Source organism: Rhizobium skierniewicense, from assembly GCF_014196515.1.
Taxonomy (GTDB): domain Bacteria; phylum Pseudomonadota; class Alphaproteobacteria; order Rhizobiales; family Rhizobiaceae; genus Agrobacterium; species Agrobacterium skierniewicense.
In genome coordinates this window covers 17,575-32,152 of the sequence record NZ_JACIDV010000002.1, presented here as the reverse complement: position 1 = coordinate 32,152, position 14,578 = coordinate 17,575, and the positions used below count along the sequence as shown (strand labels likewise).

Annotated in this window: 16 protein-coding genes and 1 tRNA gene; 4 read left to right on the top strand and 13 right to left on the bottom strand. The window is 57.4% G+C overall.

Annotated features, from left to right (window positions below; all coding sequences use genetic code 11):
• Positions 1-134: 134 nt before the first annotated feature.
• The 10 genes from GGQ73_RS02825 to phoR form a co-directional block, all read right to left on the bottom strand.
• Positions 135-524: a DUF6481 family protein gene (locus GGQ73_RS02825; RefSeq protein ID WP_174152018.1), complete on the bottom strand. Its 390-nt coding sequence runs from the start codon at positions 522-524 to the stop codon at positions 135-137.
• 38 nt (positions 525-562) lie between these two features.
• Positions 563-784 carry a hypothetical protein gene (locus tag GGQ73_RS02820; RefSeq protein ID WP_183893824.1) on the bottom strand — a complete coding sequence of 74 codons (222 nt, stop codon included), beginning with the start codon at positions 782-784 and terminating at the stop codon, positions 563-565.
• A 230-nt stretch (positions 785-1,014) separates the two neighbouring features.
• The gene (locus tag GGQ73_RS02815) at positions 1,015-1,224 is read right to left on the bottom strand and encodes a cold-shock protein (RefSeq protein ID WP_045229895.1); all 210 of its coding nucleotides are present in this window, start codon (positions 1,222-1,224) and stop codon (positions 1,015-1,017) included.
• A gap of 483 nt (positions 1,225-1,707) precedes the next feature.
• Complete coding sequence (gene phoB / locus GGQ73_RS02810; protein ID WP_174152016.1) at positions 1,708-2,391, bottom strand: phosphate regulon transcriptional regulator PhoB; 684 nt, start codon at positions 2,389-2,391, stop codon at positions 1,708-1,710.
• Positions 2,392-2,422: 31 nt separating this feature from the next.
• Positions 2,423-3,139 (bottom strand): phosphate signaling complex protein PhoU, encoded by a 717-nt coding sequence (phoU, locus tag GGQ73_RS02805; RefSeq protein ID WP_174152014.1) that lies wholly within the window; start codon positions 3,137-3,139, stop codon positions 2,423-2,425.
• An 88-nt stretch (positions 3,140-3,227) separates the two neighbouring features.
• Positions 3,228-4,043 (bottom strand): phosphate ABC transporter ATP-binding protein PstB, encoded by an 816-nt coding sequence (gene pstB, locus GGQ73_RS02800; RefSeq protein WP_045229898.1) that lies wholly within the window; start codon positions 4,041-4,043, stop codon positions 3,228-3,230.
• A gap of 15 nt (positions 4,044-4,058) precedes the next feature.
• A complete protein-coding gene (gene pstA, locus GGQ73_RS02795; protein ID WP_183893822.1) occupies positions 4,059-5,381 on the bottom strand; it encodes a phosphate ABC transporter permease PstA in 1,323 nt (440 codons plus the stop codon).
• A complete protein-coding gene (gene pstC, locus GGQ73_RS02790; RefSeq protein ID WP_174152012.1) occupies positions 5,378-6,859 on the bottom strand; it encodes a phosphate ABC transporter permease subunit PstC in 1,482 nt (493 codons plus the stop codon). Before pstC ends, pstA begins: the two co-directional genes overlap by 4 nt.
• Before the next feature lie 222 nt (positions 6,860-7,081).
• Positions 7,082-8,116 carry a substrate-binding domain-containing protein gene (locus GGQ73_RS02785; protein ID WP_174152011.1) on the bottom strand — a complete coding sequence of 345 codons (1,035 nt, stop codon included), beginning with the start codon at positions 8,114-8,116 and terminating at the stop codon, positions 7,082-7,084.
• Positions 8,117-8,328: 212 nt separating this feature from the next.
• Positions 8,329-9,597, bottom strand: a complete 1,269-nt coding sequence (gene phoR, locus GGQ73_RS02780; protein WP_183893820.1) for a phosphate regulon sensor histidine kinase PhoR — start codon at positions 9,595-9,597, stop codon at positions 8,329-8,331.
• Between the two features lie 171 nt (positions 9,598-9,768).
• Between phoR and ppk2 the strand changes: the two genes are divergently transcribed.
• A complete protein-coding gene (gene ppk2 / locus GGQ73_RS02775; RefSeq protein WP_174152009.1) occupies positions 9,769-10,650 on the top strand; it encodes a polyphosphate kinase 2 in 882 nt (293 codons plus the stop codon).
• A 129-nt stretch (positions 10,651-10,779) separates the two neighbouring features.
• Here ppk2 and GGQ73_RS02770 read toward each other — a convergent pair whose 3' ends face one another.
• Positions 10,780-11,955, bottom strand: a complete 1,176-nt coding sequence (locus tag GGQ73_RS02770; protein ID WP_183893818.1) for a hypothetical protein — start codon at positions 11,953-11,955, stop codon at positions 10,780-10,782.
• Positions 11,956-12,285: 330 nt separating this feature from the next.
• Between GGQ73_RS02770 and GGQ73_RS02765 the strand changes: the two genes are divergently transcribed.
• The gene (locus GGQ73_RS02765) at positions 12,286-13,242 is read left to right on the top strand and encodes an NAD(P)H-dependent flavin oxidoreductase (RefSeq protein ID WP_174152007.1); all 957 of its coding nucleotides are present in this window, start codon (positions 12,286-12,288) and stop codon (positions 13,240-13,242) included.
• A 125-nt stretch (positions 13,243-13,367) separates the two neighbouring features.
• A tRNA-Thr gene (locus GGQ73_RS02760) sits at positions 13,368-13,443 on the top strand.
• Positions 13,444-13,592: 149 nt separating this feature from the next.
• Here GGQ73_RS02760 and GGQ73_RS23235 read toward each other — a convergent pair.
• Positions 13,593-13,862: a hypothetical protein gene (locus tag GGQ73_RS23235; RefSeq protein ID WP_183894481.1), complete on the bottom strand. Its 270-nt coding sequence runs from the start codon at positions 13,860-13,862 to the stop codon at positions 13,593-13,595.
• On the opposite strand from GGQ73_RS23235, the gene GGQ73_RS23230 reads away from it, so the two are divergent.
• Positions 13,863-14,129, top strand: a complete 267-nt coding sequence (locus tag GGQ73_RS23230) for an acyltransferase (protein ID WP_252094050.1) — start codon at positions 13,863-13,865, stop codon at positions 14,127-14,129.
• 2 nt (positions 14,130-14,131) lie between these two features.
• Here the strand turns inward: GGQ73_RS23230 and GGQ73_RS02745 are convergent, their stop codons facing one another.
• Complete coding sequence (locus tag GGQ73_RS02745) at positions 14,132-14,503, bottom strand: hypothetical protein (protein ID WP_183893817.1); 372 nt, start codon at positions 14,501-14,503, stop codon at positions 14,132-14,134.
• Positions 14,504-14,578: the final 75 nt, after the last annotated feature.

The window sequence follows — 14,578 nt, the reverse complement described above, 5'->3', positions numbered from 1 at the left end:
TCCCAGACAGGGCTCTGCCTGAGCGGTGAGAATACCGTGTCCGGGTTATTGCCCCACGCTGCCAGCAGTCTGACAGGGCGCCCTGCCAGATCGCAGCCCTTCGGGTGAATGGCTGCTTGATCTTGGCGAATGGTTCAGCCCTGGCGGGCTTTGCGGTTGGCATAGCGGCGGTCACGCTCTGCCTTACGAGCGGCTTCGTCTTCGATGACGCGGGCGATGCGGTTCTTATCGGCCAGCTTGCGGGCGTCTTCTTCGGCGCTTGCCGCGGCTTCGAGTTCGGCCTGCTTTTGAGCAGCCTCTGCTTCAAGGCGGATTTTTTCTTCGCGTTTTTGCTGCTCACGCGCGGCCTGTCGCGCTCTGCGGGCCTCGGCAACGGCGATCTGTTCGGCCTGCTTGGCTTCAAGCATGGGTGCCGCAGCTTCCTTGGCTTCGCGATAGGCCTTCAAAAGAGCAGCCTTTGCTTCGGCAGCGGCGCCGCGCTGTTCGGAAACTTCGTTGTTCTTGATGTTTCTAGTGTTTCTCAAATCTCTATTCCAGTTGAGTGGTCATATTGATCCTGCGATCAGGTCTTCTTACCACGTTTCGTTGGGGCAGGTACAGGGTTCAGGCTGTCTTGCAATTCCTTGGCAAGACGCGCTTCGCGCAGTCTGATCGTCTTTTCGTCACGCGCCTGCGTAATCGAGTTGATCTCTTCAACCGCATGGCCACGGGCAAAAAACTGCGTTTGCGTGGCGCCAAATGCGATCTCGGCCTGTTTGCGAGATTTGCTGTGTGTTTCAGACATGAAATTTCCTTCCTGTCGCACCGGCCTGAAATCGGGATCGATTTGCTGGAAGTCCGATGCGGGGTGGATCGAGCAGCCTGGACCCTGTTAACGCCATAAAGGCACAGTACCCGAAGCTTGCGCCGCCAAGCGGCACAAAAAAAGGCCAGGCAAAGTGCCTGACCTCGGTTGGTCTCATGCTTTCAACAGTGCCAGTACATCCGTGGTCAAGGGAAAGCAGATCCCGTTATTTAAGCAGCCTGAAGGTTGCAAGCAGACATTTTGCCCGACTTGTTGTCGCGCTCAAGGTCGTAGCTCAGCTTCTGGCCTTCAACGATTTCGCGCATACCTGCACGCTCTACAGCGGAGATGTGTACGAATGCGTCTGTGCCGCCGTTGTCAGGCTGAATGAAGCCGAAGCCCTTGGTGGAGTTAAACCATTTTACTGTGCCTGTGGTCATAATGAACCCTTTCAAAGCATAAGAGATAGATCGCAGAACTGACGCCCTGCGTGCGATTATAGCGATTTTTTTGAAGAAAGGGTTAGTTCAAAACGCGGTGCTAATCGCGCGGCAACCAAAGCTCAGCAAGAAAAAATATCGACAACCAATAGATAGAGCCTTCCGGTCGGATAGTCAAACTTTAATTTTCAGATAATTTCAATCAACCCTTGTCGTCATATCAGTCACGATATGAGAACGTTTGTTTTCGTTGAGGATATTGAGCTCTGAAACAGTCTGGTATTCTGGCTGTTTATCAGCCCAGGTGCCGATCTATTCAACATATCATATCTTGATCGGGGCGTCGCTAGGCTCCCACCGTGTCGTGATGAGCCTACAAGAACCAAGCGACTTCAGACATGAAAAGCACGCCGCTGATATGCGCCGCTCACGGTGGCGCGTGCTCCTCAATGCGTTACGTCGCATCTGACTTCGCCGTAGACGTTAGGCCTCCATCGAATATCCAGCGCCGCGAACGGTGCGGATGACGTCCTGCATGCTGGAGAAGTTGAGCGCCTTGCGCAGACGGCCTACATGGACGTCCACCGTGCGTTCATCCACGTAGATGTCGTGCCCCCACACGCCGTCAAGAAGTTGCGAGCGGGAAAAAACGCGGCCGGGCGATACCATCAGGAACTCCAGCAAGCGGAATTCGGTTGGTCCCAGGCGCACTTCGCGGGCCTTGCGATGGACGCGGTGGGTTTCGCGGTCCAGTTCGATATCACCACATTTCAAAACGGATGACAGGACCTCCGGGCGGGCGCGGCGCAGCATCGCCTTGACGCGCGCCATCAGTTCCGGTGTGGAGAACGGCTTGACCACATAGTCGTCGGCACCTGTGGCCAATCCACGCACGCGTTCGCTTTCCTCGCCACGGGCCGTCAGCATGATGATTGGCAGGCGTTCCGTTTCCGGGCGCATCCGCAAGCGACGGCACAGCTCGATGCCGGAGACACCTGGCAGCATCCAGTCGAGAATGAGCAGATCCGGCGTACGTTCCTGCAAGCGGATTTCCGCCTCATCACCACGCGGGATCGTGTCCACGTCGTAACCTTCGGATTCGAGATTGTAGCGAAGAAGAACGCTCAACGCCTCTTCATCTTCGACAACAGCTATTTTCGGCACCATGACTAGTGACTCCGCCAGTCTTGTAGGACATTCACTCGGTGATCGCACCGAGCGTATTGGAACTGTCGTCCTTGGGACGCTCGCCTGCCGGCTGGCTGCCGGTGGCCATGTAGTAGATGGTTTCCGCGATGTTCGTCGCATGATCGCCCACACGCTCGATATTCTTGGCGCAGAACAGAAGGTGTGTGCAGGTGGTGATGTTGCGCGGGTCTTCCATCATGTAGGTCAACAGCTCGCGAAACAGCGAGGTGTACATGGCATCAATTTCCTCATCACGCTCGCGGATGGTCTGCGCCTTTTCCGCCGAACGGGTGGAATAGACATCCAGAACGTCTTTCAACTGGACCAAAGCCAGCTCTGACAAGTGTTCGAGACCACGGGCGAGCTTGCGGGGTACACCGGTTCCGGCAACCGCGATGACCCGCTTGGCCGTGTTCTTGCCAAGGTCGCCCACACGCTCCAGATCAGCGGCGATGCGCAGCGAGCCGATGATTTCGCGAAGGTCGGCAGCCATCGGCTGACGCTTGGCGATGGTCACGATCGCCTTGTCTCCGATTTCGCGCTCGGCATTGTCGAGGATCGTATCATCTGAAATGACCTTCTGGGCCAAAGCGGCATCGGAGTTGACGAGCGCGCGCACCGCATCGCTGCACATCTGCTCCGCAAGACCACCCATTTCAGCGATACGGCGGCTGAGGAACTTCAGTTCCTCGTCGTACGCGGACATGATGTGCGAGTTTGTCGGCATGGTCGAATTCTCCAGTTTCGATGCGGCTGGCCGCAAGCCCTGTCAGGCTCAAGCGGTTCAACGCGATGGGTTGCAATCAACGACAGGATCAGCCGAAGCGACCCATGATGTAATCCTGCGTGCGCTGGTCATCCGGGTTGGTGAACATCTTGTCGGTGTCGTTTTCTTCCACGAGATGACCCAGATGGAACATCGCAGTGCGCTGTGAAACGCGGGCTGCCTGTTGCATGGAGTGGGTCACGATGACGATGGTGTAGTTCGAGCGAAGTTCGTGGATCAGTTCCTCGACCTTGGCCGTTGCGATAGGGTCGAGCGCCGAGCAGGGTTCGTCCATCAAAATGACTTCAGGGCTGACGGCAATCGCGCGGGCGATGCACAGACGCTGTTGCTGACCACCCGAAAGGCCCGTCCCGGATTCCAGCAGGCGATCCTTGGCTTCGTTCCACAGACCTGCCTTTTGAAGGCTGGCCTCGACGATCTGGTCCATATCCGCTTTGTTGCGGGCAAGACCGTGAATGCGCGGGCCGTAGGCGATGTTCTCGTAGATCGACTTCGGAAACGGGTTCGGCTTCTGAAACACCATGCCGACACGGGCGCGCAGTTCAACCACATCGATGTTGCTGTCGTAGATATCTTCGCCATCGAGCGTGATCTTACCCGTGACGCGGCAACCGTCGATCGTGTCGTTCATGCGGTTCAGCGTTCGCAGGAATGTGGATTTGCCACAGCCCGATGGACCGATGAGCGCGGTCACGGTGTTTTCGCGGACGTTGAGGTTCACATCGTACAGCGCCCTTTTGTCGCTGTAGTAGACGGATACGTCCTTGCCAATCATCTTATGAGAAACGTCATTCATTTTCTTGTCCAGCGCCTTTTCCATTGCTGCTTCCGACAACATATTCATCGTTCTAAGCTCCTTTTACCAGCGCCGCTCGAAGCGACGCCGCAAGAGAATTGCGCCAACATTCATGACAACGAGGAAAATCAGCAGGATGATGATAGCGCCGGATGTCCGTTCGACAAAGGCGCGCTCTGCCTCGTTTGCCCACATATAGATCTGGACCGGCAAGGCCGTGGATGGGTCCATCGGCGTTGTCGGGTAGTTTGCGACGAAGGCGACCATGCCGATCAACAGCAGGGGAGCGGTTTCCCCCAGAGCATGGGCCAGGCCGATGATGGTGCCGGTCAGAATTCCCGGCATGGCCAGCGGAAGAACATGGTGGAAGATCGTCTGCATCTTCGAGGCGCCCAGCCCCAAAGCCGCAGCGCGGATCGATGGCGGAACGGCCTTGAGCGCCGCACGGGTCGCAATGATGATCGTCGGCAAGGTCATCAGTGTCAGCACGAAGCCGCCGACCAGAGATGCCGAGCGCGGGAAGCCCATGAAGTTGATGAAGACCGACAGGCCGAGCAGACCGTAGACAATCGATGGCACGGCTGCGAGGTTGTTGATGTTCACCTCGATCAGATCGGTAATGCGGTTCTTGGGCGCGAACTCCTCCAGATAGATCGAGGCTGCCACGCCTATCGGCAGGGACAGCACGAGAACGATCATCATCATGTAGAAGGAACCGATGAGCGCAACGCCCACACCGGCGGCCTCCGGACGGCTCGATGCGCCATTCACGAAAATGCCGGTGTTGAACTGCTTGGCAAGCTGGCCGCTTGCGACGAGCTGATCCATCCACTTGACCTGCTGGTCGGAGACGCGGCGGTTTGCCTCTTCGCCGGTCATGTCAAACTGGCCCTTGAAGGCCGAGTCGATATCGCCGGACGCCAGAAGCGCGACATTGCGCGTCGTACCAATCACGCTTGGATCCGTTGTCACGATGTCGCGCAGCTGGGTGCGAACACTATCGGACACCATGGTCCCGATGGTGCGCAAGGCGGTGCGGTCGTCCAGCGACACGCCCAGCGCCCTGGCCACCGCGTTGCGCGCCAGAACCGGGTAGTTCGCCGTCACAAGCTTGTTCGGATTTGTGGCACGTTGATTGTCGGGATCGATGATCTGTTCGGAAAACTCCACCGGAACCGTGATCGTCGTCTGTTGAAACGCCGTGTAGCCTTTGCCCACAACCGACCAGATCAGGAGGAAAAGGAACAGCAGCCCGAAGGAGATCGCGGCAACGCCGTAGGTGCGGAAGCGACGCTCGGCTGCGTAACGGCGCTTGATGCCGATATCGCGACGGGCCGTCTTTGGCGCGACTGGCACACCAGCCGCCGAAGAAACAACGTCGATCATTCGTACTGCTCCCGGTATTTGCGCACAATGAAGAGCGCGTAGATATTAAGGCATAGCGTGATGGCGAACAGCGTGATGCCGAGCGCAAAGGCAACCAGCGTCTGCGGCGAGGTAAACTCAAGGTCGCCCGTCAACTGGCTGACGATCTTTACCGTCACCGTCGTCATCGGTTCAAACGGGCTGATCTGCAAGCGTGCGGCAACACCTGCCGCCAGAACCACGATCATCGTTTCACCGATGGCGCGCGATGCCGTCATCAGAATGGCCCCGACGATGCCTGGCAGGGCAGCAGGCAGGAGAACGCGCTTGATGGTCTCGGAGCGCGTGGCCCCCAGACCAAGCGACCCATCACGAAGCGTGCGTGGCACCGCTGTAATGATGTCGTCCGACAGCGAGGACACGTAGGGAATGAGCATGATGCCCATCACGAAGCCAGCCGTCAGAACGCTCTGCGCCTGGATGAATGAGGTGTAATCGCCGGTCGTCAGACCATTGATCTGCGAGGAGATGTCTCGCAGGAAAGGGCCAACGGTAGTCAGCGCGAAGAAGCCGTAGACGATGGTCGGAATACCGGCCAAAACTTCCAGCAGCGGCTTTGCGATGGAACGGACACGCCGAGAGGCATATTCTGCCATGTAGATGGCCGAGAACAGTCCCACCGGAACCGCGACCAGCATGGCGACGAAACCGATGTAGAGTGTACCGGCAAGAAGCGGAATGAGACCGAACTGACCGACCGATTCCGTTGCGCCTGCGGCTGCAAACCGCGGATCCCAAACGGTGCCGAAGAAGAACTCGTGGGCTGGCACCATGTTGAAAAACTGAATGGCTTCCGTCAGCATCGACATGACGATGCCGATGGTCGTCAAAATAGCAAGCGACGACGCCAGCAAAAGCGCACCGAGAATGACGCGCTCAACTTTGTTTCTGGCCCGAAACCGCGGCGCAATGGCGCGGATCGCATAGAGGGCGCCGATCAACGCGACACCCAGCACAACGACGATCATGCCGATGCGGCTGGACGTCGTCATCGTGTTCAGCGTCTGGGCTGCTTCCACCATATAAGGCTCTGGGTCACCGGCAATCGCGACACCCTTGGCGGCAAGCAGAGGACGGACAGGCGCACCGGCTTTGACGGCCTCGTGCTCTTCCGGTGTGAGGCGCTGAAGACCACGGGCAATGGAGCCGACCATGCCGTAGTTCAGGCTCTGTTGCGCCTCCGACTGCGCGCGAATATCTTCAGGAAACTCGGCGCGAACCGCAGCCGTGATGACCATCGGGCTGACGATGAGCCAAACAGCCAGAATGAAGGCCGACGGCAGGATGGCCCAGACCAGTGCGTAAGAGCCATGGTAACCGGCGCGAGAATGCATGGATGATGGACGACCACCTGCCAGCGCGACAGCGCGGCGCGTGCCAAGCACGTAACTGGTGATGCCGATCAACGCCAGTATCAACAAAATGATAGGTGTGTTCATGAAACTTTCCTCGACACGCCACATGGCGCGATGCGGTATCGGGCACTTTCAAAGGCGATAAAAATTCTGGCCTTTTGACCGAAGATGTCATCTGTTCGGACAAAACCAACGCAGTCCGGCTTGATACACAAAGCGATCAACGGATTTAAGCGTTTCGATCAACGTTAGACGACAATCCACAGAAGGATGGATGCGCGACGCCCCGCCGCGCATCCCGCTTTGTTACATCGTGGTACCAGCTTCGAACTTCGCACGGATTTCCTTGCGCTCTGCATCTGGAGCAGACACCAAGCCGTAGTTTGCCAGCGGAGAGTCAGGGCCGATCATTTCGTCGGACAGGAAGAAATCGACATATTCCTTCACGCCTGGAATGACGCCGACATGTGCCTTCTTGACGTAGAAGAACAGGGGGCGCGACACGGGATACTTGCCGCTCGCAACGGTTTCGGTCGATGGAACAACGTCGCTGACGGTCGCAACCTTCAGCTTGTCCTTATTGTTTTCGTAGAATGCGAGACCAAACACGCCGAGGCCACCCTTGTTGGCATCGATGCGGGCAAGCGTTTCGGTGTAGTCACCGTCGATATCGACAGCAGCGCCGTCTTTACGAACGGCAATGCACTTGGCGGCAGCCTGCTTGGCATCGGTCACGAGGGTCTTGAGAGCCTCGGTTGCGCCAGCTTCCTTGCAGCCGTCAGCCATGATCTTCTCTTCGAAGACTTCGCGCGTGCCGTGCTTGGAGCCAGGGATGTAAGCGGCAATCGCAACATCCGGCAGGTCCTTGTTGATTTCCGTCCACTTCTTGTAAGGGTTGGCAACAAGCTTGCCGTCCTTGACGATTTCAGCGGCGAGACCGAGGTAGAGGTCCTTCGGCACGAGCTTGATGTCCTTGTTGGACTTGTCCATTGCGAACACGATGCCGTCGTAACCGATCTTGACTTCCTGAACGTCAGCAACGCCGGCTGCCTTACAGGCCGCAAGTTCGTCAGCCTTGATAGGACGCGAAGCATTGGCGATATCGATCGTGCCTTCACCAACGCCCGAGCAGAACGCCTTCAGACCGCCGCCCGTGCCGCCGGACTCCACAACAGGAGCCTTGAAGTCAGGAAAGGTTTCAGCAAACGTCTCAGCAACGATCTTTGCATAAGGCAGAACGGTGGACGAACCGGCAACCTGGATCTGGTCGCGCGCAGCAGCAGCACCTGCAAAGGCAACCGAAGCCACCAAGGCTGCGGCGGACAATTTAACGATGTTCATGTAACTCTCCCGTATGGGGCCCGTGGCGGGCATGTGTGGACGCTGCCGGCAGTATCTTTTACCCTCTGCCCAGTCTGGGCTGCCCCGGCGGCCTCTTCATAACCAGTCTTGCCACACCCTTTTATGTCATTTCGATGAAGTATTTGTGACATATCAAGAGTTTGATTTTATTACGTATTTTTTATAACATCACGATCTATTCGAGTCTTGTGTTAAAAACGCACCGTGAAGTCCGTGCCCACGTCAAGCTCGGAGCGGATAATCAGCCGGGCTCGGTGACGGGTGAGGATGTGTTTGACGATGGCAAGCCCAAGACCCGTTCCTTTTTTTGAGCGGCTGTCTGCCACACTGACACGATAAAATCGCTCGGTCAGACGCGGCACATGCTCGGCTGGAATGCCCGGCCCTTTGTCCAACACGCTGACTTCGACCGGCTTTCCGGCATCCGAACGCAGCGCGACGTCCACGACCTTGCCGTCTTGTCCGTATTTGCAGGCGTTTTCGACGAGGTTCTGGAACACCTGCACCAACTCGTCACGGTCCCCCGTCACCTCCACCTTACCATCCGGCATATGCAGGTTGATGGAAACATCGAGGTCCTGTGCCAGCGGCAACAGAGAATCCCGCACATGACCCAGCAGCGGCACAAGATCCACCTTCTGGTCCGGCGCGATATTGGCCCGCAACTCCAGCCGAGACAGTGACATCAGGTCATCCACCAGACGGCTCATACGGGTGGCCTGATCCAGCATGATGCCCAAAAATCGCTCGCGTGCCTTCGGATCGTCGCGGGCCGGGCCCTGCATGGTCTCGATAAAACCGCGCAACGATGCCAGGGGCGTGCGCAATTCATGGCTGGCATTGGCAACGAAATCGCTGCGCATGCGGTCTATGCGGCGCAACTCGGAAATGTCCCGGAACGACAAGACATAAAGCGGGGCGCCTGCCTTGTCCTTCGTGACCACCTTGGCGATGCGAACGATGAAGACGCGTTCGGACGGCAACCGCTCGGAATGTTCCACCTGATTGGCCTCACCTGTCGTGATGGCTTCACGAATGACGTCGAGGAGACCGGGTGAGCGCATGCGACCGGAAATGTGCGAACCGACCGGCAGCAAACCGAAGGCGCGTTCAGCGGCGGCATTTTCGAAGAGAACGCTGGCGTTGCGATCCAGAATGAAGACCGGCGTATCGAGTGCGGCAAGCCCCGAGCTTACGCCGGCAAGCAGGCTTTCGCTGACAGTTTGCGCGTCATCGGCTGAGGTCGACACTTCCACACGCGCCTGAGCCTTGAAAGACGGTCCGGAATTGAGGCCAAGAATGGCCAGAACGGCCGCGACCCACAAAACGGCGGGAACGTAAGGAGACAGAAGTTCGAGAGAGGCAACGACAGCAAGCACCGAAACGACCAGGATAGGCAACCAGCCGCGGCGAAGTCTGTTCAGATATCGCGTCGATGTGCTGACTTCATTCCCCACCATCTCAGGTTACCTTCACCTTTCGCCGCAAATCGCGCATCGAAACCTTCTATCGCTCTTTCATGACAGAGATTCATCACTATGTCTTTTTCAACAGTTTGATATCCATACGGGACGCGGGCTCGTTTTTTGAGAGCACCGTCAAATTCTTAAAGCAGCACCCAGGGAGCGATGATGAGCGAAACCGCCAAGGACCGTTCGGTTGAACTTCAGATCAACGGAAAAACCCGCATCTTCAACATCGATGACCCGGTTCTGCCGGACTGGGTGGAAGACCATAAGCTGTCAGCCGGTGGCTTTCCCTACGACAAGAAGATGAAGCGTGAGGAGTATGACGAGACGCTTGAGGCGCTGCAGATCGAACTCGTGAAGGTGCAATCGTGGCTTCAGGCCACCGGTACGCGTGTCATGTCGGTTTTCGAGGGACGCGATGCTGCCGGAAAAGGTGGCGTTATCTCCGTCATCAAGGAATACCTCAATCCCCGTAGCGCGCGCGTCGTCGCACTTACCAAACCGAGCGAAACCGAACGCGGCCAATGGTATTTCCAACGTTACATCTCTCATTTCCCGACAGCTGGCGAATTCGTCATGTTCGACCGCTCCTGGTATAACCGGGCCGGTGTCGAGCCGATCATGGGTTTCTGCACACCCGACGAACACAAGCGTTTCCTGAAAGAAGCCCCTCGTCTCGAAAAGATGGTAGTCCACGAAGGCACCTATCTCTTCAAATTCTGGCTGGATACCGGTCGCGAAACGCAACTCGACCGTTTTCACGACCGCCGCCATAGCCCTTTGAAGGCCTGGAAACTCTCGGATATGGACATCGCCGCGCTGACAAAGTGGGACGACTACACGGCCATGCGCGATCTGATGCTGGAAAAAACCCACAATGACGAAGCGCCCTGGACCGTCATTCGCGCCAATGACAAACGCCGCGCCCGCATCAATCTCATCAAACACATTCTGAAATCACTGGATTACGAGGGAAAAGACAAGGCGGTGATCGGTGATATCGATCACAAAATCCTCGGTTCCGGGCCCGATTTTCTGAAGTAGGACTGTGGACCCGCTCTGACGCATCACCATGTCGAGAGTGTGATGACTTCGCGTTCCCGTTAACGTCAGTTCTTCAAAGCGTTCCCTTTTTCCAAGGGAACGCAATATCAAGGCCGACCTGTTGAACGGTCACTGCCCCGGCAGAATGCGTGCCGAGTAAAGATTGACGGGGCGTCCGTTGCCGTCGATATCGCTGTTGATAATGATGGTGCCAGGGTTGCTTGGCGCGAGCGTGCGGTCAAACGTGACATTGATCAACATATCGGCACGTTCTGGGGTTGCCGTGAAGCGGTGGCGGGCGCAATTCCCAAGGCTGCCAAAATCGCAGCTGATGGACAGCTGGGTCTGGCGGTCGCTGGAAGACTGCAGGGTGATGGCGATGGTCGAGGACTTGCCTGCCATTTCACGCAGAACATCAGCCGGAACCGTGATGGCGATATTACCATCGTCCTCCGAAACCCGCGACGTGAGACGAACGGCCTTGCCGGCCGCCGTCGAAATCGGCTCAAGGGCCGCAAGCGAACCTGCCTGAAGTCCCTGGCTACCCCTCTCTGCGTTGAAGACCTCTTCCCATGCATCGGAAAAGCCACGTCCTGCTTCAAGGCTAGGCTGGGGTGCTGCCTCGGTGCCGGTAAAATCTTCCGAATGCACTTCCGGTGGCGGGTTGGGGACAGCGGTGTCGCGCTCCGACGGGCTCAGCAATATGCCGGAACTGTAGATCCACCACGCGCCGAAACCGAAAAAAGCGATAAGCGTAAAAGAGATGAATAGCCGGGCGACGACACCTTTCTTGCGGCGGGCTTTTGCGGTGCGCTGCGGCGTAAACGACAGGGATGCCGCATCAGCAGCAGGCGCAGTCCGCGCGTCCGGTGCGATCACTCCCCGTTCGGCATGAAAATCATCGCCGCTGCGGCTTGTTGTCGTCGCGTCGACTGGCGCTTCGGCGCGAACTGGCGCGTCAACCGGCAGCACATCGTCTTCGTCCGGGCGTGGTGAAGGCGGCGCAACTTGCGGGGCGGCGCGCGACACGGGCTGTACGGGTGCCGATGTGCGAGATGCTTCACGCCGGACATGATCTTCCACCACGCTCAGCAGCCGATTTCGCTCTTCGGCCTCAATCGTGTGAACAAGCACCTCTAGGCGCTGGCGTTGCTGTGCCACGACCTCGGGGTCGTCTATCCCCTGTTTGCGCAATCCAGCTTCCAGCGCCTGGCGCGAAGACTGGTAAATCCGTGCCCGAACTTCGGCACTGGATCGGTCCGATTTTTCCAGGGCATTTCTGATTGCCGTTTCCAGTCCGCTCACTATCGGTCCTTTTCTCGCCATCCGAAAGGCTTTTGCGGCATTGCGCCATATGTTTACGATTCGGTAACCTCTCGCTTGCCCAACCGCAAGAGACGTCTTGGTCAAATATGGGGATGGAATGGGGAAAACGTGCTGAGCGGGTGCGCCGAGCGGCCGGTTTGGCCGTCGGGCGAACATCTCACTCCAGCAAACCCGGTATCGCAAAGGCATGACGGTCGCGGGGTCAACGGCCTCAAGGCTCCCACCACCGCCCTCCTCTTTTTCGCTTTTCATATCCTGCTGGCTTCGCTACATCTTACGTGCGCGTAAACGTCATTCATGGGAGGAAACATGCTGCCGTCCGTACTCAGGGACAATCTTCGACTGCCGGTCATTGCCTCGCCACTGTTCATCATCTCGCATCCCGAACTGACGCTGGCGCAATGCAAGGCGGGTGTCGTCGGTGCATTTCCGGCGCTCAACGCGCGTCCCGAAAGCCAGCTGGACGAATGGCTGGCGATGATGACCGAGGACCTCGCCAACCATAATGCGGCGAACCCTGATCGCCCGGCAGCCCCCTTTGCCGTCAACCAGATCGTCCACACGTCCAACAAGCGTCTCGAGCACGACCTCGGTTTGTGCGTCAAATACCGGGTGCCGATCGTCATCTCTTCACTTGGTGCGGTTCCGGAGGTGAACGCGGCGATCCATTCCTATGGCGGCATCGTGCTGCACGATGTCATCAACAATCGCCACGCCAACTCCGCCATCCGCAAGGGTGCCGATGGGCTGATTGCCGTGGCTACAGGCGCTGGCGGCCATGCGGGCACGCTCTCACCCTTTGCTTTGGTGCAGGAAATCCGTGAATGGTTTGACGGCCCCCTGCTTCTGGCAGGTGCCATCGCCAATGGCGGTGCAATCCTCGCAGCACAGGCCATGGGCGCGGATATGGCCTATATCGGCTCCCCCTTCATTGCCACGACAGAAGCGAGGGCGAACGACGCCTACAAACAGGCCATCGTTGATGCCCAGGCCAGCGATATCGTCTATTCCAACTATTTCACCGGCATTCACGGCAACTATATGAAGGCCTCCATTGTCGCCGCAGGCATGGACCCGGACAACCTCCCGGTTGCCGACCCATCCAAAATGGATTTCGGAGCCGCAACCAGCGGCGCCAAGGCATGGAAAGATATCTGGGGTGCCGGTCAGGGCGTCGGTGCGGTGAAGGCGGTCGAACCCGTTTCCGCACTGGTGGGTCGCCTTGCCAAGGAATACGACGCCGCCAAGGCTCGCATTCTGGCTTGATGGCGCCGACAAGGAGTGGGGACGCGGGATTTTTGGTCGAAGCCTTATTCAAGACTTGAAATCCCTCCCCAATGCCTGTATCAGCCCGCCATACACCGCGCGGACACCTGTTCGACGCTTGGCAAGCCGCTTTAGCTCAGGTGGTAGAGCACATCATTCGTAATGATGGGGTCGCAGGTTCGAGTCCTGCAAGCGGCACCACTTTCAAGATTATAAATCCAACCACATGTCTTCGTTCATCGCAGTCTGATGACCGTCATTCGAATATAGGTTCGTGCCAGTTTGACGATCTATAAGGTCAACTCCACTGGTCGATAGGCGCAGAGAATAGGGAGTTTGCAAGCGTGTTTTTACGACGGGCAAGACAGCGCGTTATTGGTTTTTTGAGCAGGGGAAAGGTTCAGTTCGGACCCAAGTGCGACATTAACTTCGGAACCCAGTTTCTCGTCCGAACTGGCACCATAAAGATAGGCCGACGAGCGCATATCCGCAGAGGCTCCATCATTCACACCTATGGCGGCGACATCACCATCGGGAACAACTTCAGTCTTAACCCGTATGCGATTATCTACGGGCCCGGTCGCGTCGTCATAGGGAATGACGTTCGGGTCGCGGCGCACGTGACAATCGTCGCTTCCAATCACAATTTCGACGACCCCACGAGAACGATAAAATCCCAGGGCAACTCTTCAATCGGCATCACGATCGGAAACGATGTCTGGATTGGTGCCAATTGCGTCATTCTCGACGGTGCCAAGATCGCTGACGGATGCGTTATTGCGGCCGGCTCCGTGGTGCGCGGAGAAACCGTGACGATGGGAATATACGCAGGCGTTCCGGCCAAGCTGAAACGCCTGCGGGGTCAAGAAAGATCGGTCTCGATGTAGGATTAGCCGATACGAGGGCAGCCTTCTCGGTTGGCCAGTCGAAGTCGGGTATATTCGTTTCTGCGACCGTAGCCCTCAATCACGATGCGCCGCGAGTCGGCTTCGATGATCTGCGGATCGGTCATACCCCGACGAAGGGCATTTCTTATCGCTTCCCTGGGGCTGCAACCCCGATCGTAGCGCTCTTCACGGTAGTCCCGCTCAGGCCGGTAATCTCTGTTTCCGCCTTCACGGTAGTCGCGATCGGGCCTGTAGGCCCTATCTCTGCCTTCGCCGATATATAGTTCGAAGTCCTGCGCTTGCGCAGCGAACGGTCCATGGCCGACAGAAAAAATCGTCGTCACAATAAGCAGAGTAAGGCTTGCCAGTTTCATGATGGTTCTCCTGCGTTATGTGGCAAGTGTACATCCCTTATGATGAACGCCAGCAGAACAGTTTTCTCAACGCTG

Coding starts and splice junctions, on each gene's coding strand:
- pstB (WP_045229898.1), bottom strand. CDS start 4,043: ATGAATATGTTGTCGGAAGCAGCAATGGAAAAGGCGCTGGACAAGAAA.
- GGQ73_RS02785 (WP_174152011.1), bottom strand. CDS start 8,116: ATGAACATCGTTAAATTGTCCGCCGCAGCCTTGGTGGCTTCGGTTGCC.
- ppk2 (WP_174152009.1), top strand. CDS start 9,769: ATGAGCGAAACCGCCAAGGACCGTTCGGTTGAACTTCAGATCAACGGA.
- GGQ73_RS02820 (WP_183893824.1), bottom strand. CDS start 784: ATGTCTGAAACACACAGCAAATCTCGCAAACAGGCCGAGATCGCATTT.
- phoU (WP_174152014.1), bottom strand. CDS start 3,139: ATGCCGACAAACTCGCACATCATGTCCGCGTACGACGAGGAACTGAAG.
- phoB (WP_174152016.1), bottom strand. CDS start 2,391: ATGGTGCCGAAAATAGCTGTTGTCGAAGATGAAGAGGCGTTGAGCGTT.
- pstC (WP_174152012.1), bottom strand. CDS start 6,859: ATGAACACACCTATCATTTTGTTGATACTGGCGTTGATCGGCATCACC.
- phoR (WP_183893820.1), bottom strand. CDS start 9,597: ATGGTGGGGAATGAAGTCAGCACATCGACGCGATATCTGAACAGACTT.
- GGQ73_RS02745 (WP_183893817.1), bottom strand. CDS start 14,503: ATGAAACTGGCAAGCCTTACTCTGCTTATTGTGACGACGATTTTTTCT.
- GGQ73_RS02815 (WP_045229895.1), bottom strand. CDS start 1,224: ATGACCACAGGCACAGTAAAATGGTTTAACTCCACCAAGGGCTTCGGC.
- GGQ73_RS02765 (WP_174152007.1), top strand. CDS start 12,286: ATGCTGCCGTCCGTACTCAGGGACAATCTTCGACTGCCGGTCATTGCC.
- pstA (WP_183893822.1), bottom strand. CDS start 5,381: ATGATCGACGTTGTTTCTTCGGCGGCTGGTGTGCCAGTCGCGCCAAAG.